Origin of the sequence: Nocardia sp. NPDC058640, assembly GCF_042716995.1 — a bacterium.
Taxonomy (GTDB): Bacteria; Actinomycetota; Actinomycetes; order Mycobacteriales; family Mycobacteriaceae; genus Nocardia.
Genome location: NZ_JBHXRG010000001.1, coordinates 436,879 through 459,169 on the forward strand (window position 1 = coordinate 436,879; position 22,291 = coordinate 459,169).

Annotated in this window: 19 protein-coding genes; 6 read left to right on the plus strand and 13 right to left on the minus strand. The window is 67.6% G+C overall.

The genetic code is table 11. The annotated features are described in order from the left end of the window. Positions 1-36: 36 nt before the first annotated feature. Positions 37-1,656, minus strand: coding sequence for a DHA2 family efflux MFS transporter permease subunit (locus ACFWU5_RS02170; RefSeq protein ID WP_379265848.1), 1,620 nt, complete (start codon positions 1,654-1,656; stop codon positions 37-39). 86 nt (positions 1,657-1,742) lie between these two features. Here ACFWU5_RS02170 and ACFWU5_RS02175 point away from each other — a divergent pair, with 86 nt between their 5' ends. Further along, positions 1,743-2,228: a MarR family winged helix-turn-helix transcriptional regulator gene (locus ACFWU5_RS02175; RefSeq protein ID WP_379265849.1), complete on the plus strand. Its 486-nt coding sequence runs from the start codon at positions 1,743-1,745 to the stop codon at positions 2,226-2,228. 1 nt (position 2,229) lies between these two features. Here the strand turns inward: ACFWU5_RS02175 and ACFWU5_RS02180 are convergent, their stop codons facing one another. Beyond that, entirely contained in the window at positions 2,230-3,090 is an 861-nt protein-coding gene (locus ACFWU5_RS02180) for a DoxX family protein (protein WP_379265850.1), read from the minus strand. 135 nt (positions 3,091-3,225) lie between these two features. Here ACFWU5_RS02180 and ACFWU5_RS02185 point away from each other — a divergent pair, with 135 nt between their 5' ends. Beyond that, complete coding sequence (locus tag ACFWU5_RS02185; protein ID WP_379265851.1) at positions 3,226-4,347, plus strand: PQQ-dependent sugar dehydrogenase; 1,122 nt, start codon at positions 3,226-3,228, stop codon at positions 4,345-4,347. A gap of 57 nt (positions 4,348-4,404) precedes the next feature. Here ACFWU5_RS02185 and gatB read toward each other — a convergent pair whose 3' ends face one another. The 8 genes from gatB to ACFWU5_RS02225 all read right to left on the minus strand — a co-directional run bounded on the left by gatB (position 4,405) and on the right by ACFWU5_RS02225 (position 12,901). Then, positions 4,405-5,910 carry an Asp-tRNA(Asn)/Glu-tRNA(Gln) amidotransferase subunit GatB gene (gatB, locus tag ACFWU5_RS02190; protein ID WP_379265852.1) on the minus strand — a complete coding sequence of 502 codons (1,506 nt, stop codon included), beginning with the start codon at positions 5,908-5,910 and terminating at the stop codon, positions 4,405-4,407. Positions 5,911-5,957: 47 nt separating this feature from the next. After that, positions 5,958-7,058, minus strand: a complete 1,101-nt coding sequence (locus tag ACFWU5_RS02195) for an alpha/beta hydrolase family protein (protein ID WP_379265853.1) — start codon at positions 7,056-7,058, stop codon at positions 5,958-5,960. Positions 7,059-7,108: 50 nt separating this feature from the next. Beyond that, complete coding sequence (locus ACFWU5_RS02200) at positions 7,109-8,143, minus strand: ATP-dependent 6-phosphofructokinase (protein ID WP_379240543.1); 1,035 nt, start codon at positions 8,141-8,143, stop codon at positions 7,109-7,111. 28 nt (positions 8,144-8,171) lie between these two features. Beyond that, entirely contained in the window at positions 8,172-9,029 is an 858-nt protein-coding gene (locus tag ACFWU5_RS02205; RefSeq protein WP_379265854.1) for a hypothetical protein, read from the minus strand. A gap of 139 nt (positions 9,030-9,168) precedes the next feature. Next, the gene (gene fdhD / locus ACFWU5_RS02210; RefSeq protein ID WP_379265855.1) at positions 9,169-9,978 is read right to left on the minus strand and encodes a formate dehydrogenase accessory sulfurtransferase FdhD; all 810 of its coding nucleotides are present in this window, start codon (positions 9,976-9,978) and stop codon (positions 9,169-9,171) included. A gap of 76 nt (positions 9,979-10,054) precedes the next feature. Then, positions 10,055-10,690, minus strand: a complete 636-nt coding sequence (locus ACFWU5_RS02215; protein ID WP_379265856.1) for a DUF1345 domain-containing protein — start codon at positions 10,688-10,690, stop codon at positions 10,055-10,057. Between the two features lie 46 nt (positions 10,691-10,736). Next, the gene (locus ACFWU5_RS02220) at positions 10,737-11,648 is read right to left on the minus strand and encodes a LysR family transcriptional regulator (protein WP_379265857.1); all 912 of its coding nucleotides are present in this window, start codon (positions 11,646-11,648) and stop codon (positions 10,737-10,739) included. A gap of 11 nt (positions 11,649-11,659) precedes the next feature. After that, positions 11,660-12,901, minus strand: a complete 1,242-nt coding sequence (locus ACFWU5_RS02225; RefSeq protein WP_379240538.1) for an FUSC family protein — start codon at positions 12,899-12,901, stop codon at positions 11,660-11,662. Positions 12,902-13,198: 297 nt separating this feature from the next. Here ACFWU5_RS02225 and ACFWU5_RS02230 point away from each other — a divergent pair, with 297 nt between their 5' ends. The 3 genes from ACFWU5_RS02230 to ACFWU5_RS02240 are packed head-to-tail and all read left to right on the plus strand — an operon-like array spanning position 13,199 to position 16,725. Then, the gene (locus tag ACFWU5_RS02230) at positions 13,199-15,523 is read left to right on the plus strand and encodes an FdhF/YdeP family oxidoreductase (RefSeq protein ID WP_379265858.1); all 2,325 of its coding nucleotides are present in this window, start codon (positions 13,199-13,201) and stop codon (positions 15,521-15,523) included. Between the two features lie 23 nt (positions 15,524-15,546). After that, entirely contained in the window at positions 15,547-16,212 is a 666-nt protein-coding gene (locus tag ACFWU5_RS02235; RefSeq protein WP_379265859.1) for a hypothetical protein, read from the plus strand. A 12-nt stretch (positions 16,213-16,224) separates the two neighbouring features. Then, entirely contained in the window at positions 16,225-16,725 is a 501-nt protein-coding gene (locus ACFWU5_RS02240; RefSeq protein ID WP_379265860.1) for an NADPH-dependent FMN reductase, read from the plus strand. 47 nt (positions 16,726-16,772) lie between these two features. On the opposite strand, the gene ACFWU5_RS02245 is transcribed toward ACFWU5_RS02240, so the two are convergent. From ACFWU5_RS02245 to ACFWU5_RS02255, 3 genes are read right to left on the minus strand one after another with little or no spacing between them, the layout of a single operon-like run. Beyond that, positions 16,773-19,757 carry a protein kinase gene (locus ACFWU5_RS02245; RefSeq protein WP_379265861.1) on the minus strand — a complete coding sequence of 995 codons (2,985 nt, stop codon included), beginning with the start codon at positions 19,755-19,757 and terminating at the stop codon, positions 16,773-16,775. 44 nt (positions 19,758-19,801) lie between these two features. Beyond that, on the minus strand, positions 19,802-20,461 hold the full coding sequence (locus tag ACFWU5_RS02250; RefSeq protein WP_379266201.1) for a response regulator: 660 nt from the start codon (positions 20,459-20,461) through the stop codon (positions 19,802-19,804). A gap of 26 nt (positions 20,462-20,487) precedes the next feature. Then, entirely contained in the window at positions 20,488-21,801 is a 1,314-nt protein-coding gene (locus ACFWU5_RS02255) for a sensor histidine kinase (protein ID WP_379265862.1), read from the minus strand. 156 nt (positions 21,802-21,957) lie between these two features. Between ACFWU5_RS02255 and ACFWU5_RS02260 the strand changes: the two genes are divergently transcribed. After that, positions 21,958-22,281 (plus strand): hypothetical protein, encoded by a 324-nt coding sequence (locus ACFWU5_RS02260; RefSeq protein ID WP_379265863.1) that lies wholly within the window; start codon positions 21,958-21,960, stop codon positions 22,279-22,281. The last annotated feature ends 10 nt before the right edge of the window (positions 22,282-22,291 follow it).

A 22,291-nucleotide genomic window follows, 5' to 3' on the forward strand; every position in this document is an offset into this window, starting at 1 on the left:
CGCCGGAGTTGCGCCGGCGGGACCAGACTTCTTATGTCAAACGAGTGCGGGTTGTGCTGTCGTAGTTGATGACTCGTCGTCACGGCCCGTTCGGGAGGGGATCAGGGCGGTGGCGATCAGGCCGAGTAGGACGAAGGCCGCGGCCAGGTAGGCGCCGAGGTTGACGCCGGTGGTCATGGCGGATTTTCCTGCGGTGGCTACCTGTTGTGTATCCGGTTGGGCGGCAAAGGTTTCGATTGCCGCGCCTGCGCTGCCGGTGATGGCGTGGGCGTATTGCTGGGATTGGGCGGCGGGCATGCCTGTTGCGGTCAGGTCCTTGTCGACGTTGGAGCTCAACGTGGTGAAGAAGACCGTGGTGAGTAGGGCGATGCCAAGGGCCGAGCCCAGTTGGCGGAAGGCGCTTTGAATGCCGGAGGCTTGGCCGTTGTCGGCTTCGGGGATGTCGGCCAGCACGACGTTGGTCACCTGGGCGGTGGCGAAACCGACGCCGACGCCGTATACGCACAGGACCAGGGCGATCGACCACCAGGAACTGTCGGTGGCGGCGAAGAAGCCGAGGGCGGCCAGGCCGACGACCTCGAGGCCCAGACCCAGGCGCACCATGTTCAGCGGGGATGCCTTGCCTGCCAGGCCGAAGCTGGCGCCGCTGGCGATGAAGCTGCCGATGGCGATCGGGACCAGGGCCAGGCCGGCCTGCAGGGCGCTGTAGCCGAGGGTGAACTGCATCCACAGCGGCAGCACCGCGACGACGCCGAACTCGCCGAGGCCGATGATCAGGGTGGCGATATTGCCGTTGCGGAACGAGGCCAGCGAGAACAGGCTCAGGTCCATCAGCGCCTTGTCGGCGTTGCCGTTGCGGCGAAGCAGCACCTGCCGGAAGACGAACCCGCCCAGCGCCAGCACGCTGAGCAGCAGCGCGACCAGCACCGGCGAAGGTCCACTGCCCCAAGTGAATCCGGCGATCCCCATCGGATGGGTGGTGGTGATCCAGCCGTAGGTGCGACCTTCGACGAGTCCGAAGGCGAGCAGTCCCAGACCCAGCACCGACAGGATCGAGCCGACCACGTCGAGGCGTCCGGCGATCTTCGGCGACGGCGCGATGCACGCCATGACGCCGACCACGATCAGCACGGCCAGGGGCACATTGATGCCGAAGGCCCAACGCCATGTCACATGTTCGGCCAGCCAACCACCCAGCAGCGGGCCGAGCGCGGCGGCGGCACCGATGGTGGAACCCCAGACCGCGAACGCCTGACCACGGGCTTTGCCGGTGAAGGTGGCGTTGAGCAGGGCCAGCGACGTCGGCAGGATCATCGCCGCGCCCGCACCCTGCAGGAATCGGGCGATGACCAGCAGTTCGCCGTTGGGGGCGAGCCCGGCCAGGATGCTGGTCGCGCCGAACACCACGACACCGGCCACGAACACTCGACGCGCTCCGACCATGTCGGCGACCCGGCCGACCACCAGCAGCAGCGCCGCGAACACGATCGCGTAGGACTCCTGAATCCATTGCGCCTGGGTGGAACCCGTGTTCAGGTCACCGATGATCGACGGGATGATCACGTTCACGATCGTGGTGTCGACCACGATCAGCGCGACGCCGAGGGCTATGGCGATCAAGCCGAGCCATCGGCGAAGGGACGACTCTTGACTCATCGCACACTCCTATTTCCATGGTGGAATAATTCCACGGTAAAAGTATATTGGGGGCAATAGGATGTCAAACGATGCGAAAGGAACCCATGAGCCAGTCGGACGCTCGCGCCCAGTACGAACGACTCCACGAGGGTCTGCGCGCGTACGGCGCGAACTATCGAGAATTCACCCGCCGGTTCGCCACCTGGCTCGGGTTGCACTCCACCGATGCCGAGGCGCTGATCGAGATTCTCACCGCCGAGGAACGCGGGACCACGCTGTCGCCGGCACGGCTCAGTGAACGGATCTCGTTGTCCAACAGCGCGACCACCGCACTACTGAATCGCCTCGAGCAGGCCGGTCACGTCGTCCGCAGCCGCGAACACGAGGACCGCAGGGTGATCACCCTGCGCAGCACCCCGCACATTCTCGAACTCGCCAACGACTTCTTCGGCCCACTCGGCACAAGGGTGGAAGAGACGGTAATGGGGAAGTACGCCCCCGAGGAACTGCGGCGGTTCGAGGCCTTCCTGGCCGATGTGCATGTCGCGATGACCACACATCTGGCCGAACCCGCACCGCCGCGGCCCTAGGTCAGCTCTTGGCGTCGAAGGGGCCCACGCCCTGCAACGGGTTGCCGCCGTGCAGGAACCAGAAGGTTGCGATGGCGGCTGCCACTGCCAGCAGGACCACCACGAACGAACCGTAGGCGGGCCGGGTGGCCCAGCCTCGGGTGCGGTCGAAGGACCAGCGCCCGGGGCCGGTCAGGATGATCGCCAGGGTCGCGCCGGCCAGAACGCTGTCGAGCTCGACGCCCGTGGGAGTGCCCGCGTTGTACTGGAAACCGGGGACCATGCCCTGCTTCCACATCCACGCGTTCAGGATCGTGGCGAGCACCGCGCCCGCGGCCAGCGGAGTGGCCAGGCCGACGACCAGCAGGATGCCGCCGCCGAGTTCACCGGCGATCACCAGCGCGGTCGCCAGCGACGGATAATCCCAGCCGCCGCTTTCCATCATGAGCTTGGTGCCGTCCAAGCCGGGCCCGTGGAACCAGCCGGTCAGCTTCTGCAGGCCGTGGTAGATGAACGTGTAGCCGACCACCAGTCGCAGCACGAACAGGCCAAGATCCAGGGTGCCGCGGCGGGCTTCGCGGTTGCGGCGCTGCAGGCGCACGGCTTCCGCGGAGGTGGCGGTCGCGGGCGGAATCGTCGCGTACCCGTAATCTTCGCCGGCGCTGTCACGGCCGGTATGGGCGGTGGATGCGCCGGGTACCTCGTCGCCGGGGTCGAGGCCCAGGTCCTCGTCGGTGCGCGGAATATCCTTCGGATTCGGCTTGCGCATCTGCCCCGTCGGCGAATCGAACGGGCTGGTCACCGGGCGACCAGCCGCCGCTGCGCCCTGTCCGGCCCGCGCCGAATCATCGGCGTTCGGAATGTCCTTCGACTTGTCGGTCACCGGACCACCCTATGACGGGTCGTCGCGGTGCGTGCCCCAACGCTTCCTCAGCGTGTCAGCCCCACTCGACCGATCGGCGGCCTTCGGACGCGACGGGCGTGCCCGGCCCGCACCGGTGCCGGTAACGTCTGGGACATGAGTTCGGGAATCGCGGGCCGCGTGGCAGTCGGGGTGGCTATCGGCACCGTTTTGATCGCCGGGTGCGCCCGTTTCGACGAGTCGGCGTCGAGTCCGTTCACCACCGAACCGCAACTGGGTGGGTCGGGTGCGGAACCGAAGAAGCCGCAGGAGGATCCGTCGAAGGCGCCGCGGCCGACCGGACCGTGCATCGACCCCGACCCCAACGTCATCGCCACCTGCATGGAATCGGGTGCCGGGCTGATCGGCGTCGGCGAGGGCGCGCTGGTGGCCGAACGCAAGACCGGGCGGATTCTGCAGGTCACCGCCGTGGACGCGAGCACCCCGCAGCCGACGCCGGTGGAGATCACCAGCGTGCCCGTGGACGGGTCGAGCGACGGTGGGCTGTCCGATATCGTGCTGTCGCCGACGTTCGGCGAGGACGGGCTGATGTACGCCTACATCACCACCGGCAGCGACAACCGGGTCGTGCGCCTGTCCAAGGACGGTGCGCCGAAGCCGATTCTCACCGGAATTCCCAAGGGCGCCAATGGAAATCGTGGTGCGTTGGAATGGTCTTCGCCCACCCAGTTGATGGTGCTCACCGGCGATGCCGGAAACCCCGGCGCCGCAACCGATCCCGGCTCGCTGGGCGGCAAACTGCTTCGGCTGGAATCACCTTCGTCGGGCGAGAACACCCCGCAGGTGGTGGCGTCGGGGATCGGCACGGCCGGTGACATCTGCCGTGACGGCAAGGACGGCATGTGGGTCACCGACCGCACCGCCGCCGAGGACCGCCTGCAGCACCTGGGCACCGACGGCACCCTCACCGTGTCCTGGACCTGGCCCGACCGACCCGGCGTCGGCGGCTGCACGGCCACCGGCGAGGGCGTCGGTATCGCGCTGAGCGAAGGAAAGGCGCTGGCCGCGGTCGCCGCCGACCCGACCACCTTCGCGGTCACCACCGCACCGACCCTGATCGCCCAGGACAAGTACGGCAAACTGCTGGGCGCCACCGCCAGCGCCGACGGCAGCATCTGGGTGACCACCACCAACAAAACCGACGGCGAGCCCGGCGAATTCGACGACCGCGTCGTGCGCATCCCACCGCCGCAGGGTGGCGCGGGCGGCCCGGACTAGGGGTACGAAACGGCCGCCCGCTCTGCGAAAGCAGAACGGGCGGCCGGGTTTTCGTGCCTAGCTGCAGGCGGCGATGACCAGGTCGCGCACGCGGGCCGCGTCGGCCTGACCGCGCGTGGCCTTCATGACGTCGCCGACGATCTTGCCCGCAGCCTGCACCTTGCCCGAGCGGATCTTCTCGGCGATGTCGGGGTTCGCCTCGAGGGCCTTCTCGACCTCGGCCTGCAGCGCGGTGTCATCGCTGACCATGCCGAGACCCTTGGCCTCGACGATGGCGGCGGGTTCTCCCTCACCGGCGAGCACGAAGTCGACAACCTGCTTGGCGACCTTGTTGTTGACCGTCTTGGCCTCCACCAAACCGATCACCGCGGCGACCTGAGCGGGGGTGATCGGCAGGTCGGCGAGGGCGATGTCGCGTTCCTTGGCCTTCTCGGTCAGGTAGGCCACCCACCACGAGCGGGCCTCGTTGGCGGGGGCACCGGCCTCGACGGTGGCGATGATCAGGTCAAGGGCACCGGCGTTGACCAGGTCGCGCATGACCTCGTCGGACAGGCCCCAGTCGGCCTGGATGCGGGCGCGCACCAGCCACGGGTACTCCGGGATGGTGCCGCGCAGTTCCTCGACCCACTCCGCGGCGGGGGCCACCGGCTCGAGGTCGGGTTCGGGGAAGTACCGGTAGTCCTCGGCGGTTTCCTTGCGGCGACCGGCGGCGGTGGAGCCGTCGGCCTCCTGGAAGTGGCGGGTCTCCTGGATGATCTCGCCACCGGCGGCCAGGACCGCGGCCTGACGACGCATCTCGTAGCGCACCGCGACCTCGACGCTGCGCAGCGAGTTCACGTTCTTGGTCTCGGTGCGGGTGCCGAACTCCTTCGCGCCGATCGGCATCAGCGACACGTTGGCGTCGCAGCGCAGCGAACCCTGCTCCATCTTCACGTCGGACACGTTCAGCGACCGCAACACCTCACGCAGCGCGGTGACATACGCGCGCGCCACCTCGGGGGCGCGCTCACCGGCACCGGTGATGGTCTTGGTGACGATCTCGATCAGCGGCACACCGGCGCGGTTGAAGTCCAGCAGCGAGTGGCTGGCACCGTGGATGCGACCGGTCGCGCCGCCCACGTGCAGGGACTTGCCGGTGTCTTCCTCCATGTGCGCGCGCTCGATCTCCACGCGGAAGATGGACCCGTCGTCGAGAGTCACGTCGAGGTAGCCCTCGGTGGCGATCGGCTCGTCGTACTGGCTGATCTGGTAGTTCTTCGGCTGATCGGGGTAGAAGTAGTTCTTGCGCGCGAACCGGCCCCACGGGGTGATCGAACAGTTCAGCGCGAGACCGATCCGGATGGCCGATTCGATGGCCTTCTCGTTCACCACGGGCAGCGAGCCGGGCAGGCCAAGGCACACCGGGCACACCTGGGTGTTGGGTTCGGCGCCGAACTCGGTGGGGCAACCGCAGAACATCTTGGTCGCGGTGGACAACTCGACGTGGACCTCCATGCCGAGCACGGGCTCGTACCGGGAGAGGACGTCGGTGTAATCCATCAACTCGACCGTGGGTGCGCTCATGGTCAGACAGTCTATGTAAGCCCACCGACGAGTTCTGCCGGTGGTCCTCAGCGCGGGGGCACCTGCTGCTTCAGCCAGTCGGTGACATAGGTCAGCACGGCCGGGTCGATGGTGGTCTCGATGGTCGCGTACTCGCTGGGCTTACCGCTTTGCGACGGCTGCATCAGGTGGTTGAGACCGGGGAAAGTGTGCACGGTCGCGTCGGGATCACCGGCTAACGCGGCGCGCATCGGTGGTTCGTTCTGGGTGGCGATCACCTGCATGTCGGTGCCGCCGAAGAAGGCGAGCACCGGGATCCGTAAGGCTTCCAGCGCCGGTTTCGGGTCGTAGGTGAGCAGGGCGGTCATGTACGGGGCGTTCAACGAATCCAGCAACGGTTGCGGCAGTCGCTGACCCTCTGGCAGCGAATCGTTGTGCTGCTGCGAGAACGCCTTGGCGCCCGCGGTGTCACCCGCGTTCAGCAGCGCCGTCCACTCGGTGAGAAAGCGCACCTGCGCGTCGATATCGGCCTGCGGTGCGCCCGCCGAGGCCATGACCACTTTGTTCTGCTCGATCAACACGTCAGCACCGGGAACCGACGGCCCCGCCATCAGCACGGCGAACGCGACATTGCTCTCGGGCCCGGCAGCGACCAGCGGCGCGAGATACCCACCCTCACTGTGCCCGAACAGCCCCACCCGCTCCGGGTCGATTTCCGCACGGCCACGCAGGAATTGGACCCCCGCGGCGGCATCGGCGGCGAGATCGGGATAGGTGGCCTCGTCGAGCACCCCACTGGTCCCGCCGACCCCACGATCATCGGTACGCAACACCGCGTACCCCGCCCGCGTGAACGTGTCGGCCAACAGTAAGAACGGCCGGTGCCCGCTGAGATCCTCGTTGCGATCCTGCGGCCCACTGCCGGTGATCAGCAACATCGCCGGAAACGGCCCGCTGCCTTCGGGTTCGGTGAGGGTGCCCGCGATGGTGATGTCACCGTTGCGGTAGGTGACGTCCTCGCTGCGATACGGGTACGGCGGTTTCGGATCTTGCGGCCGCGCACCACTTTCCACCGCCACGGGAGCGGCGGGTTCAGGCGCGGACGAACATCCCGTCACCAACGCGGCGACGACGAACAGAACCGAAACGACCACTGCACCGGTGCGCATGAATCAACGGTACGCACGCCCACCGACAAAAACCGCGAACCGCGCAGATCTCAGCCGAAGAAGGCCGACGCCTCACGCAGTCGTTCCGGCGGAACACGTTTGAGCTGCTTGGTCGCCTCCGCCAACGGAACCAGTCCGATCTTGGTGCCGTGCAGGGCCACCATCTGACCGAAATGCCCAGCGTGCACGGCCTCGGCGGCATGCACCCCGAACCGCGTGGCCAAGATCCGGTCGTACGGGGTCGGGCTGCCGCCGCGTTGGATATGACCCAGCACTGTGGTGCGGACTTCCTTGCCGATGCGGCGTTCGATCTCCGACCCCAACTGCTGTGCCACCCCGGTGAACCGCTCGTGCCCGAATTCGTCGATCCCGCCCTCGCGCAGGGCGAATCCCGAATCCTCGGCCGGATGCGCGCCCTCGGCGACCACGCAGATGAAGCTCTTGTCGCCGCGCTGGAAGCGGCTCTTGATCATCGCGCACACCTGCGCCACGTCGAACGGTTCCTCGGGCACCAGGGTCAGGTGCGCGCCCGCGGCGATGCCGGAGTTCAGCGCGATCCAGCCGGCGTGGCGGCCCATCACCTCCACCAGCATCACGCGCTGGTGCGATTCGGCGGTGGTGTGCAGGCGGTCGATGGCCTCGGTGGCGATCGACAGGGCGGTGTCGTGGCCGAAAGTGACGTCGGTGCAGTCGATGTCGTTGTCGATGGTCTTGGGCACGCCGACCACCGGCACGCCCTCGTCTGCCAGCCAGCTCGCGGCGGTGAGGGTGCCTTCGCCGCCGATCGGGATCAGCGCCTCGATGCCGTTGTCGTCCAGGGTCCGCATGATGCGGGGCAGACCTTCGCGCAGCACTTCGGGATTGGTGCGCGCGGTGCCCAGCATCGTGCCGCCCTTGGTGAGCAGGCGGTCGGTGCGATCATCGTTGTGGATGCGGATCTTTCGATCCTCGAGCAGCCCGCGCCACCCGTCCTCGAAGCCGACGATGGCATCGCCGTAGCGTCCGTTCGCGGTGCGGACCACAGCCCGGATCACCGCGTTCAGACCTGGACAATCCCCGCCTCCGGTCAAGACTCCGATGCGCATGGCGTTCATCTTGCCGCACCGGTGCCGATCAGGGGCAGTGACCTCCGGCGAGCTCGTCCAGATGGCCCGAGATCAGGGTGGCCATCTTGTCGAGCATGGCCATGCCGTCGGTGAAACTGCCCGAATCCGGTTGTGCGGCGAAGGCGATCGCGATCCGGCCGGTGGGCGAGTCGATCAGGCCGAACTGCCGGACCAGGTACTTGCCCGAGGTGTCGGGACCCCAACCGCCCTTGAACTCGGCGCTGCCGAACGCGCCCAGGCCCCAGTGGTGACTGACGATGATCTGCTGCATCAGCCCGACCACCCGCTCGCTCTGCGGCAGGCACGGCAGTTGCGAGGCGAACCGCACCTGGTCGGCCAGCGCCCATTCGGCCTGCCCGTACACCGACGCATCGGTGCGGGTGCGGGTGGACGGCACGGTGGTGCGGGTGTCGCCGCCTTCGCGCAACACGCCCTCCACCGCCTTGGCCGCGTCGGTGCCGCTGCCCAGTGACGCCCACAGCGAGTCGGCCGCACCGTTGTCCGACGCGGTGATCGCGGCGGAGGCGTACGACGAGTAGGCGGAGCTGTTGCGCAGGGCCGCGATGGCCATGGGCACCTTGATCGTTGACCAGGCCGGGCCGGTGGTCCAGTTGCCGAAGGTGACCATCTTCGAGCCGCCGACCGGCATGATCGCCAGTCCCGCATTGCCGCGCAGACTGGGTTGTAGCGCAGTGAAATCCGCGGCCAGGCTGCCGGGTACCGCGATGGAGTAGTTCCCGCTCACGGGACCGGGGTCGACGGCGACCGAGGTCGTGGTTGTCACCGGGGGCGGCGCGGCCTTCGGCTCGGTGCCGCAGCCCGCGCCGACCAGCGCGACCACGCCCAGCAACGCGGACAGTGCCACCCGGCCACGGTGACGTCGACCAATGTTCGTTTTGTGAAGCATCTTTGTTCGTAAACTCCCCCGGGCGTTCGACGCTGGCAGCCCGTCCCGTTACCGTACTGCGACATATGCTCCAACGCCCACTTCGAACACAGAACCCTCAGGTCAAACGATGTTCGCCGGTATAGATATTCATCGTTTCGCCGCGCAGGAACCCCACCAGGGTGAGGTCGGACTCCGCCGCCAGGTCCACCGCCAGCGAGCTCGGGGCCGACACCGCGGCCAGGATCGGGATCCCGGCCATCACCGCCTTCTGCACCAGTTCGAACGACGCGCGGCTGCTCACCACCAGCACCAGATCGTGTGCGGGAACCCGGTTTTCGCGCACCGCCCAGCCGATCACCTTGTCCACGGCGTTGTGGCGGCCGATGTCCTCGCGCAGCGCGAGCAGGGTGCCGTCGGCGGTGAACAGGCCTGCCGCGTGCAGCCCGCCGGTGACGTCGAACAGTTTCTGCCCGGCGCGCAACTGTTTGGGCAGGTCGGCGAGGGTGTCGGTGCTGATCGACACCGACTCGTGCGGGATGGGGTACCGGGTGTGGGTGCGCACTTCGTCCAGGGCGGTTTTGCCACACAGTCCGCACGCGCCGGTGGTGAGGAAGTTGCGGGTGTGGATCGGGGCCGGGGTTCGCCGCGCGATGTCGAGGACGTTGTAGGTGTTGCGTCCCTGGTCGTCGGTGCCCGCGCAGTACCGGGCGCTGACGATGTCGTCGACGTTGCCGATGATGTCCTCGCCGAACAGGAACCCGTGCACCAGGTCGATGTCGTCGCCCGGAGTGCGCATGGTGACCGACAGCGACTGCCCGTCGACCCGGATCTCGAGCGGCTCTTCGACCGCGAGCGTGTCAGGTCGCTGGATCCGCCCGGTCGGCGACAGTCGGGTCGTCTTGCGCCGTGCGGTGACTCTGCTCATCCCATGACTCTGCTCACTGTGAGGGCTGCGATCAACACGGGTTGCCGATCGGTTGATCGGCGCGCTCGATCACACGTCAGTTGGTGGCCAGACCCGCCACGAGATTGATCGTGGTGGCGAGGATGACCGTGCCGAAAATGTAGGACAGCAGGCAGTGTCGAAGGACCACCGCGCGGATGGTCTCGTTGGACACGTTGGTGTCGGAGACCTGGTACGTCATGCCGAGGTTGTAGCTGAAATAGAAGAAGTCGCGGTAGTCCGGATCTTCGGAGATGTTGAAGTCGATACCGCCGGTGGGCGCCTCGTAGTAGATGTAGGCGTAGCGCGCGGCGTACATCAGGTGCACCGAACCCCAGGCCATGAACACCCCGCCCAGCGCGACGGCCGCGGCGATATTGGTCGCGTTGGAGTGCCGCAGGACCAGCACCACCACGATGCCGACCAGCCCGCTCAGCGCCGCGGCGACCACCGACAGTTCCTCGATGAAGGGCTGGAAGTCTTCGCGCCGGGCCAGCTTCTTGGTCTCCTCCGGATTCATCGGCCACAGCACGATCCACCCGGCGATAACGAAAACTGTTGCCGCCGAAGCGATTCCGGCCAGAATGCCCAGCGGCGCCTCGTGTCCGAGCCCGACCACCAACCCGACGATCACGCCGACGATCACCGATCCGACGAGTCGGAAAACAGCTGACAGCAGCAACCGTTTGCTCATGGTTTCGCACAGTAACCCAAGGTTGCCCGGTTATAGCTGAATTAGATCACCCTGTGATCGGGCGCGGTGCCAGGTCGAAGTCGGTGGCTCGCGCGGTCTCGATCAGCGCGGTGGTGAGCACCGACCCCGGCTCCCCCGCCGCGGTGACCAACACGATCTGCGCGGTGACGATCGGTTCGGCGAGTTCGAACACCCGGACATCGGCGGTGGGTCCCAGCGCCGACACCCACGGCTGCGGCACGATGCACGCCCACCGACCGGTGCGCGCGTGTTCGAGCAGGGTGGCCACGGAGTCGCTTTCCAGCTGCGGGGTCGCGGTCAGGCCCAGGGTGGCCAGCGCGTCGTCGATGAGTTGACGACCGCGCATCCCATGCGGCAGCAGACACATCGGCAGTTCCAGCGCGTCGGCCCAGGAGATCGACGTGCGACCCGAGACCAGTGCGGTGCCCGCGACGAGGACGTGGCGTTCCCGGTACAGCGGGGTCAGCGTGAGCCCGGTCGTGTCGACGCCCTGCACGTAGACCAGGCCCGCGTCGAGTTCGAACCGGCGGATCCGGTCGACGATGTCGGGGGACCGCAGACTGGTCTCGATCCGCACCCGCATCAGCGGATGTTCGGTGCAGAACGGGTCGGTGAGCAGCGCGACCGTGCTCGACGCCGCGGGCACCACCCCGATCCGCAGTTCGCCGGTGAGACCGGTCTGCAGCGCGCGGACCTCGTGTTCCAGTGCCTCCCGGTCGGCGATGATCCGCCGGGCCCACAGGACAAGGCGCTCGCCTTCGGGCGTGAGTCCCTCGAACGTGCGTGCTCGGCGCACCAGCGGCACGCCGAGTTCGTGTTCGAGTTTGCGGATCGCCTCCGACAGCGCGGGCTGCGAGACGTAACAGGCCTTCGCCGCCCGGGCGAAATGGCGTTCCCGGGCGAGGGCGACGAAGTATTCGAGTTGGCGGAACAGCATCTAGGGGCTGGTCAGTCGTCCTGGTCGTCGGCGGCCTTGTTGCGCGCCTTCGCGATGTCCAGTGCCTTCTCCGCGGTGGCCTTGTCCGGGTAGGGACCCATCCGGTCGGCGTACCAGCAGCCCTTGCCCTGCTCGACGGTGCGGTGCTTGAGGCAGTAGTACCAATCGTTGTCATCAGCCATATCGACAGTATGCAACGTTTCGCATACCGGCGTCTCGGGTGCGGGTAACGCGGGGGTAGCGGGTTCGCGAATGAGCAGCGCGACAGCGATTCCCACCGTGACACCGATCACCGTGTCGACCCCGCGTTCGGTGAGCATGGTCCACGGATCGGTCGGGTCGGCCAGTTCGGTCATCGACATGATCAGCGGTGTGAAGAAGCCCATCGCGACCGCGTAGTGCCGGGCCATGAACAGCTCGGTGGGATACAGCAGCGCGATGATCGCCAGACCCAACATGGCGGCGCTGGGACCGGGAATCAGCAGCGGCGCGGTGACCACGAGACCGATGAACGTGCCGACCACCCGGTGCATCCCGCGGGTGATCCGGTCGCGCGAACTGGCCGCGGCCAACGGCACCGCGGCACCCGCCATCGCCCAATTGGCATGGCCCACACCCAACAGCACCCCGATCCCGCCCGCGATCGAGATCGCCATCGCGTACCGACCGGCCTGCGCCATCGACACCCGCCCGGTCCGGTGCGGGGCGATGCGCACCCCGTCCGCGCACGCGCCACCTCGGCGAACCCGACGCGAGGACTCGAGATAGCCGACCACCACGCACAACACCGCGGTGCCCGCGCACAACAGCAGCGCCAGGATCGGATCGGGCTGCATACCGGCCACCATGGCGATCGCGCCGAACGCGAAGATCCCGAAGAACGGCCCTTCGGGGCGCAAGCCGAGCCGATCGGTGATCGGTGACGCGACCGCGGCGAACACCGCCACCGCCGACACCAACACCGCGGGATGGGCCTCCAGTTTCGCGAGCAAAATGCCCGCACCGACACCGCCGACCAGCATCACCGCCGCTTCGCTCTGATGGATCAACCGTTGCCGCGGCGATTCCGCGAAGCCGTACATGCCGACGAACGATCCGAACACCGCGTAGATGAGCAGGTCGGTGCGGCCCACCGCGATCAGCGCGAGGCCGGGGATCGCGAGGCCGATGAACACGCGCGCGGCGGGCAGATGATCGATCTCGGTGATGAACCGTCGATGAAGCTGGTGCGCCCAGGTCTGCGTGGTGCGCAAGGGTTCCTCCGAAGTCGGTCGCGGGGCCTGCCCGTAGGGCCGATGATCAAGGGTGCCGCACCGGCGCGCACACCGTCAACCTGCGGTGATCCGCCTCGCTTCGGCGGCCGGGTCGCTGTCCGGCGGTGATAGGCGCGCCCTATCGGGCGGTCGGAAACCGGTCTTGGACCCCACGCACGACACGGCCGACAGTGGGCCTACGCCCATCCGTGATCTCGACGGTAGACAATCCAAGACAGACACTGCACAGAGCTCTATCTTTCTCGATCCGCATTCACGCGAAGGGAAGATTTTCTGATGGCTGACGGTCCGTACACCACATGGGATCCCGACAAGGGTCCGAGCGAAGCGGCCAACCTGGCGGCGGTGCCGAAAGCTGATCCCCCCTACCGTCACCCGGCCGCCGGCTGGGGCGCGGCGATCGCGGTCGGCAAGTTCATGGTCTTGAAGGAACACGAGCCGTTCATCGGCACCAAGGCCATCCTGAAGATGAACCATCAGGTGCACGGCTTCGACTGCCCCGGTTGCGCGTGGCCCGACGCCACCGACGGCCTGGTGCTGGACGTGTGCGAGAACGGCATCAAGCACGTGACCTGGGAGATGACGCACAAGCGGTGCACCCCGGAGTTCTTCGCCCAGCACACCGTCACCGAGCTCGCCACCTGGAGTTCCTACGATCTCGAGGACCAGGGCAGGCTCACCGAGCCGATGGTGTATGACCCCGAGACCGACCACTACGTGCCGATCAGCTGGCCCGACGCGTTCGAAATGGTCGGCAAGGCGATGCGCGAGCTGCCCGATCCCAACGAGGCCGCGTTCTACACCTCGGGTCGACTGGCCAACGAGGCCACGTTCCTCTACCAGCTGATGGCGCGCGAATACGGCACCAACAACCTGCCCGACTGTTCCAACATGTGCCACGAGGCCAGCGGTCGCGGCCTGCAGGCGTCGCTGGGCACCGGCAAGGGCACCTGCGATCTCGAGGACTGGGACAAGGCCGACGCGCTGTTCATCATGGGCATCAACGCCGCGTCCAACGCGCCCCGCATGCTCACCGCACTGGCCAAGGCGTACAAGCGCGGCGCGCAGGTGGTGCACGTCAACCCGCTGATCGAGGCGGGCGCGCGCGACACGATCATTCCGCACAACTTCGTCGCCATGGCCACCTTCCACCCCACCAAGACCGGCACGTTGAACCTGCAGGTGCGCATCGGCGGTGACTTCGCGCTGATCCGCGGCATGGCCAAGGCCGTGCTCGAGGAAGCCGAGACCAACCCCAAGGCGCTGGACCACGAGTTCATCGAGCGCTACACCGTCGGCTTCGACGACTACGTCAACGAAGTCAAGGCCACCACCTGGGCCGACATCCAGACCCAGTCGGGCCTGAGCGAAGCCGAGGTGCGCAAGGCAGCGCGCGTGTACTGCGACGCCGACCGCAGCATCATCAGCTGGTGCCTGGGCATCACCCAGCACGAACACGGCGTGGAGACCATCCGCGAGATCGTGAACCTGCTGCTGATGCGCGGCAACCTCGGTCGCGAAGGCGCGGGCCCCTCGCCGGTGCGCGGGCACAGCAACGTGCAGGGCAACCGCACCTGCGGCATCGACAACAACCCGCCCGCGGAATTCCTGGACCGGCTGGCCAAGGTCTGCGAGATCGACGTGCCGCGCGCCGACGGGTACGACGTGGTGGCCACCATCGAGGCCATGCAGAAGGGCAAGCTCAAGTTCTTCATGAGCATGGGCGGCAACTTCGTGCAGGCCGCGCCCGACAGCGCCTACACCTTCGAGGCGTTCCAGAAGACCGACATGACCGTGATCGTGTCCACCAAGCTCAACCGCAGCCACGTCGTGCACGGCAAACGCGCGCTGATCCTGCCCTGCATCGCGCGCACCGAACACGACCACCAGCGCAGCGGCAAGCAGGTGATCTCGATGGAGAACGGCATGGCCGTGGTACACCTGTCGCGTGGCATGCGCAAACCTGCCTCGCCGCACCTGCTGTCGGAGCCCGCGATTCTGGCCGGTATCGCCAAAGCCGCACTGCCGGAGACGAATACGCGCTGGGAGTACTACGTCGAGGACTACGACCGCATCCGCGACACCATGTCGAAGGTGCTCGAGGGGTTCGAGGACTACAACCGCCGCGTGCGCCTGGGTCTGGGTTTCCGCATTCGGCAGCCCGCGCGCGAACTGATCTTCCTCACGCCGTCGAGCAAGGCCGAATTCTCCGCGGTGACACTGCCCGACACCACCAATCCGCCCGGCGTGCTCACCTTGGCCACGCAGCGTTCGCAGGATCAGTGGAACACCACCATCTACACCAACAACGATCGCTACCGCGGGGTGAAGAACCTGCGCACGCTGATCTTCATGAACAAACACGATATGCACGAGCGCGGCCTGAAGGAATTCGATCCCGTCGATATCACCAGCACCGCCCGCGACGGGTCGAAGCGCTCGCTGTACAAATACAAGGTCGTCGAATACGACATTCCGGTGGGGTGCGCGGCCGGGTACATGCCGGAGATGAACGTGCTGTGCGCGATCGGCGATTACAGCACCGAAAGCGACCAACCGCTGATGAAGAGCGTGAAAGTGACAGTCACACCGTCGAGCTGAATTCTTCGCTGAGGAGATCCCGCATGAACCAGCACACGCGCAAGACCCTGGCTTCGATCAAGGGGCATCCCGCGCCCACCGATATCGAATGGACGCAGTTCATCACGATGTGGGAGGACATCGCCGACGAGGTCGAACAGGAACACGGCGACCGACTGGCGGTGAAGATGAACGGGCACCGCGAGGTGTTCCACCGTCAGCACAACGGGCGGGTGTCGATCGGCGACATCGAGCACGCGCGCCAACTGCTCAAAGACCATCCCGAACTCAAGGGTTCCGGTGACATGTTCGTGGTGGCGATGGACAGCGAGAAGGCTCGGGTCCTGCATTTCGATCTCGCGACTCCGGGCGTGACCGACACCGAGCACGACGTCATCAATCACGACAAAGTCGCGCACCACATTCGCACCGTCGAACATCACACCGGGCACGACGACCCGCAGGTATTTCTCAAGTACTTCGACGACATCGCGGTGGCGTTGATCGAGGAGATCGGCACCGAGGATTTCGTGCTGCTCGGGCACGGGCGCGGCAATTCCGATGTGGCCGACGATTTCGTGAAACGGTTGAAGGAGATCAATCCGCCGTTGGCGAAGCGGATCGCCGGGGTCGGCGTGATCGACCTCAGCGCGGCCAATGACGCGGCCATCGAATCCGCGGCCCAGAAAATCATGAAGAACGCGAAGTAGAAAGGACCACGGATGTCATATCTGCTCGCACTGGTCGCCGAACCCGGCGACAATTCCACGTCGGCGCAGCTGGCGACCGAGGCCCAGCGGGTCGCGATTCGCAACAATGTCGACGTGGTGACCTTGGCCGAGCTCGACACCCTGCCCACCTACAGTGCCGCCATCGACACCGAGGACGGGCGGCCGCTGATCGCTAATCAGTTGCGGCGCTCCACCATCGAGGCCGACGGGGTGCTGCTGTTCGCCGCCGAAGGTGACTCGGTGCCGCCGCTGGCCGCCAGTGTGATCGCATGGCTGGCCAATCCCGAATCCGCGCCCACGATCGGTGGGAAACCGGTCGCGGTGATCACGGTGGGGCCCGGCGAGGTGATCAATCAGGACATGGCGGATCGGTTGCGCAAGGCCGGCGCCGATGTGGTGGCCGACGGGGTGTCGATCACCGGGTCGTGGAGTGATCCCGACACGTTGAATCGGCTCGGGGATACCGTGGTGGCGGTGGCTTCGGCGGGTTGAGAGGTGTTCGGCCGCGGCCTCTTTCATGAGGCCGCGGCCTTTTTATGTCAGTACACGTAGACCACGGCGTTCTCGCCGCCGGTGCAGGTGACGAGTTTGCCTTCCGGGGCGCAGTTCATCGTGTAGGTGCGACCGGTGACCGGGCTGGTCGCCACCACCGGGCGCGCACCGCTGGCGCCGCCGCCCGCGTAGGCCTGTCGAACGGCTTCGGCGAAACCGCAGCTGGTGACCGAACTGCCGACCGCGACCTTGCTGAAAGTGCCGGAGGCAGCGCCGGATTCGCAGGGTTGGGCACCCACGGGCAGGGTGACGGGGCCTGCCGAGGTGGTCGGTGCGGCGGTGGTCGCGCGCGGGGTGGAGGGTTTGCCCGAGCCCGCGGTGACCAGTGAGGTCGGTGCGGCGGCGGTGGTTTGTTCGGGTTCCGCGGCGGACATGATGCGCCAGCCGATCGCGCCACCGATCACGAGCACGACTACGGCGAAGAAGCCGACCAGGGCGGGTAGCAGGTAGGAGCGGTTGCGGCCCGAATCCTGGTGTCCCCATGCGGGATCTGGTCCGTACGCGGGGTCCGGTCCGTAGGCAGGGTCGGGTCCGTAGGCCGGTCCGTAACCGGGATCGCGATACGCGTGATCGCCGTAGGCGCTGGGCGGTTCGTCGTAGTTGGAGTATGCGTTCTCTTGTCCCGCGTACGGCCGGGCGTCGGCCGACCGAGCCGGGTCCTCGGCCTGGTGTGCGCCGAAAGGTGCTGCGCCGCCACGGTATTGGTGGGTGGGCTTGGAACGACGCGGGTCCGGTTCGTCGGCGGGGTTGGCGCCGTAGTGCTGGGTCGGCGCGGACCGCTGCTGATCGGCGGGGTCGAACTGCTCGGTCGCCGGGGCGAAGTTCCCCTCGGGGGCGCCACCGTAATGCTGTGTGGCAGCGAATCTTTGGGGATCGATACCGTCCTGCGGTTCGTCGCGCCCACCGAATTGACCGGCCGGACCACCGAAGCGGTCTCGCGGATCATCGAAGCCGCCGCCGACATGCTGCGTCGGATCCGTGCGGCGGGCAGGCGGGTTCGTGCGGTCGTCATCGAATTGCGCTGCGGGAGCGGAGTACTGCTCCGTCGGCGGGGTGAACGCGGGCGGGTCGACGCGATCGTCACCGAATTGCGGTGCGGGCGACGGGAACCTCGGGTTCGACGCCGGAGGGTTGTATTGCTCCGTCGGCGGAGTGAACGCGGACGCCTCGGTGCGGTCATCACCGAATTGCGTTGCAGGCGACGGGAAACGCGGGTTCGGGTTCGACGCCGGAGGGTTGTACTGCTCCGTCGGCGGGGTGAAGGGGGCCGGGATGGGGTGTTCGGCGGAGTAGCGCTGGGTGGGGGCCGCTCGGTTCTGGGGCGGGAGGCCGTGGGGACCGGTGGGCGCAGGGTAGGGGGTGGCCCCGGTGGGGCGCTGTGGTTGCAGCAGCGGCGCGGAGGTTTCGCCGGGCTGGGCTCCGCCGTCGTAGAGGTGCGCGTCCGGGAAGGGGCGCATCCGCGGCAGCCCCTGGTCGGGGGTGTAGGCCGGGGGCGGCTGGGGGGCTTCCGGTTCCTCGGTGGTCGGGAGCGGGGCGAAGTAGGTGTCGGCGGGGCGGATCTCGGCGGGGCCGGTCGGCTGGATCACCGCGGAGATCTCACCGGTGCCCTCGGTCGGCACCCGACGGAAACCGGTCGTATCCGGTCCACCGGGCCGCGACTCGGGCGGCCGAATGATCAACGTCGGCTGCGCACCGGTCGCGGTCGACTGACTGCGCGAAGTCTCCACGCCACCAGTAGCGGTTACGGCTCCGATCACCCGGAACTCCCCCGTCGGAGTCGGCGGCTGCTCCTTCCCCGACTCATCCGAGTCAGGGCCAGTCTGACGAGTGCGTCCCGCCCCGGCGGCGAAACCGGCCGCGGCGGCGAATCCGCGCCCTGCGGCGGGCAGGGGGCCGGGTGCGGATGTCGGGCGAGCGGGGGCACGGTACGGCGCACCCTCAGCAGAACCGGAGTTCACATCACGACGTGGGAGGGCCGGTGCGGCCCCAGGGTTGGCAGCGAACGCTCCCCCGCCCTGCGTGGCCGAGGGGTTGGCAGCGAACGCTCCCCCGCCCTGCATGGCCGAAGGGCTGGCGGCGAACGCTCCCCCACCCTGCATGGCCGACGGATTCGCTGCGAACGCGCCCCCGCCCGGTACCGCCGAGGCCAACGCGCGGCGCGCGGCGACGGCCAGTTCACCGGCGGTCGCGTAGCGGTCAGCCGGATCCTTGGCCATGCCGGTCGCGATGACGTCGTCGAGCCCGGCGGGGATCCCGTGCAGCAGTTCACTGGGTCGCGGCGGTGCCTCCGACAGGTGCGCGCGCACCAGCACGCTCATGCTCGCGGCGGGGAAAGGTGAAGCGCCGGTGAGGCATTCGTGGAGTACGCAGGCCAGGGAGTAGATGTCGGCGCGGTGCGAGATCGGGCCGACGTCGAAGCGTTCGGGCGCCATGTAGATGTAGGAGCCGACCGCCATTCCGGCTTGGGTCATCGCGCTGTCACCTTCGGTGTGCGCGATGCCGAAGTCGGCGAGGTAGGCGAAGTCGGCGGGGGTGACCAGGATGTTGGCGGGTTTCACGTCGCGGTGCACCAGCCCACCGGTGTGCGCGGCGTCCAGCGCGGCGGCGATCTGCTCGACCACGGCCACCGCGCGCTCGGGGCTCATCGGCCCGCTCGCGCGCAGCACGGTGCGCAGGTCGTCGCCGGGGACCAGGCGCATGTCGATGAACAGGACCCCGTCGATCACGCCCCAGTCGTGGATGGGGATGACGTGCGGTTCGGCCAGCTTGGCCGCGGCTTGGGATTCGCGGCGGAAACGGACCTGGTAGGCCGGGTCCTGAGCGAGTTCGGGCGCCAGCAACTTCAGAGCGACCACGCGGTCTTTGCCGGTGTCGTAGGCCTCGTAGACCTCACCCATCCCGCCTTTGCCCAGCATCGACCGCAACTCGTACGGGCCGAATCTGGTCCCCGCTCGTGACCCAGGTGCGTGCACCAGCGTCCGCCTCCCACTTCTGGCAGGTCCGCCGGACCTGCTTCTCAGTAGGAAGATTCTCCCGGTGTGACTACGCCGTGGTCAAACGCGAACACGATCGCGGCGGCTCGATCGCGCAGATCCAGCTTGCCGAATATGTGTCCGACGTGGCTTTTCACCGTCACTTCGGAGATCCCGAGTTCGGCGGCGATCTCGCTGTTGACCCGGCCGGAACCCATCAATTCGAGCACTTCGTACTCGCGGGCGGTCAGTTCGCCCAGTCGGCGGTCGGTGCGCGTACCGACCGGTTTCACTGTTCGGTAGGCCGACAGCACCCGTCCGGTCACCGACGGGTCGAGCCACGCCCCACCGGCGGCGACCGTGCGGACCGCGCGAATCAGGTCTTCGGCCGGTGAATCCTTGAGCAGGAAGCCCGCCGCGCCCGCGCGCAACGCGCCCGACAGCAGTTGGTCGTCGTCGAACGTGGTCAGCACCAGCACCGGCGGGGCGTCCGGGCGCGCGCGCAGCAACTTGGTCGCATCGATGCCGCCGACCCGTTTCATTCGCAGGTCCATCAGCACCACATCGGGGCGTTGCGCGGCGACCGCGGCGACCACCTCGTCGCCGTCGGCGCATTCGTCGATGGTGAAGCCGTCGCGGCGGCGCAGGATGCGGCGCAGTCCGCCGCGCACGAGTTCCTGGTCGTCGACCACGAGCACGGTCATCAGCTGCTCGATCGGTGAAGCGGTGGTCACGCGTCCTCCTGGGGTTTGGTGCGGAGCAGGCCCGGCAGCACGCTCGACAGACATGAGCCCGATTTCAGGGGGAATCCGGCGCGCACGGTCCAGCCGTCGTCGCCGTTTCCGGCACTGATCGCGCCGCCGAGCAGTTCGGTGCGTTTGCGCATCCCGCGCAGTCCCATGCCGGTGTCGCGGCGGGGCGCGGGTCCGGGCGGGAGTGGGTTCGATACGAGCAGCGTGGCGGCGTCGGGCGTGACGTCCAGACGCACGGTGGCCACGGTGCCCGGGGCGTGCTTGGTGACATTGGCCAGCGATTCCTGGCCGATCCGGTACAGCGCGTGGCCGATGGCACCGCTGACGGCAGCGAGTTCGCCGGTGCGGGCGTAGTCGACGGTCAGGCCCGCGCGGCGGAAGTCGCCGACGAGCTCGTCGATATCGGCGGCGCTGGGCTCGGGGGCGGTTTGCGCCGGGCCGGCGTCGAGCATCCCGACGGTGCGCCGGATATCGGCCATTGCCTGACGGCCGAGTCGTTCGGCCTCGACCAACGCCTCGGTGGCCTCGGCGGGGTCGTCGTCGGTCTGCAACGCGCGGCGGGCGGCGGTCAGGTGCAGCAGGGTGATCGACAGCGAATGCGCGATCACATCGTGGACCTCGCGAGCGATGCGGCGGCGTTCCTCGTCGGCGGCGTGGCTGGAGCGAATCGCTTGGGTCTCGCGTTCCTGGTAGAGGAACCGGCGCTGGTACTGCAGCAGCACTCCGACCATCATGCCGAGAATCACGCCGATGACGTACATCGGCAGCCCTTCCAGCCGCCGCCCGGTCTCACCCCACTGCAGGTGCCCGACCACGTCGAACGCGACCAGTTCCAGCAGCGCGACCAGCGCGAACCCCACCCCCATCCGACGCGAGCCCACCGCCGCCACTTCGCCGACGACGATCACCAACACGAACGGCGCGAAATCGCCGCTGACCGGCTGCAACAGGAACAGCGCACACGACAGCAGCGCACTGGAACCCAACAGCATCGGATGCGGGTTCACGCGGAAGAACACGAACAGCGGCACCGGAAGGAACACCACGGCCATCGCCAACCACGGCAGCAGGCTCGGGAAGTAGGTGTGTCGTTGGATCACCGCCGCGGTGGTCACCATCAGCAACGCGAGGTCGGCACCGAGAACCACCGCGGGCGGGTAGTCGTAGGGCAGCGACTCCATGCGCTCGCGCGCGTCGGCGAGCACCCGCGACAGCCCCGACCAGGCGAGCAGCCGCTGCCGGCGACTCTCCCGCTCCGGCGCCTCCGCAGGGATGGCGTGGCTCACATCCATGATGTAAGGCTAGTCGCCGTCTACCGGCCGGGCATCGTCCCGGGAACGGGGCCGATCTCCTACCGGGGTAGGAGAAGAAGTCGGGTCCCCGGCACGACGTTTCACCGTTTCGCCGACCGTAGCGTTTGACTCACCAGCCCACGGAAGGTGAAGCCCATGACCTGGACCGACCTGCACCACCGCACCGAGATCACGCACACCGTGCTCGCCAGGGCCGCGATCGATCCGAACGATCCCGCGCTGTTCGACGACATCGCCGACCTGGATCGCCTGTTCGGCGGCATCGACGGCCTGCTGCTGTCCCTGGCCAACCGCTGGGACAACCACCTGCGCGTCAAACTGGAACTGGCCGAAATCGATGGCCGCACACCGCTCGAGGCCTATCTCGAATTGGCCGCCGAACAACCCGCACTGCGTGCTCTACTCGACGCACGTTCGCCGGTCGCGCAGCACTTCCGCGACCGCGCACTCGCTCGCTGACACTCGAACT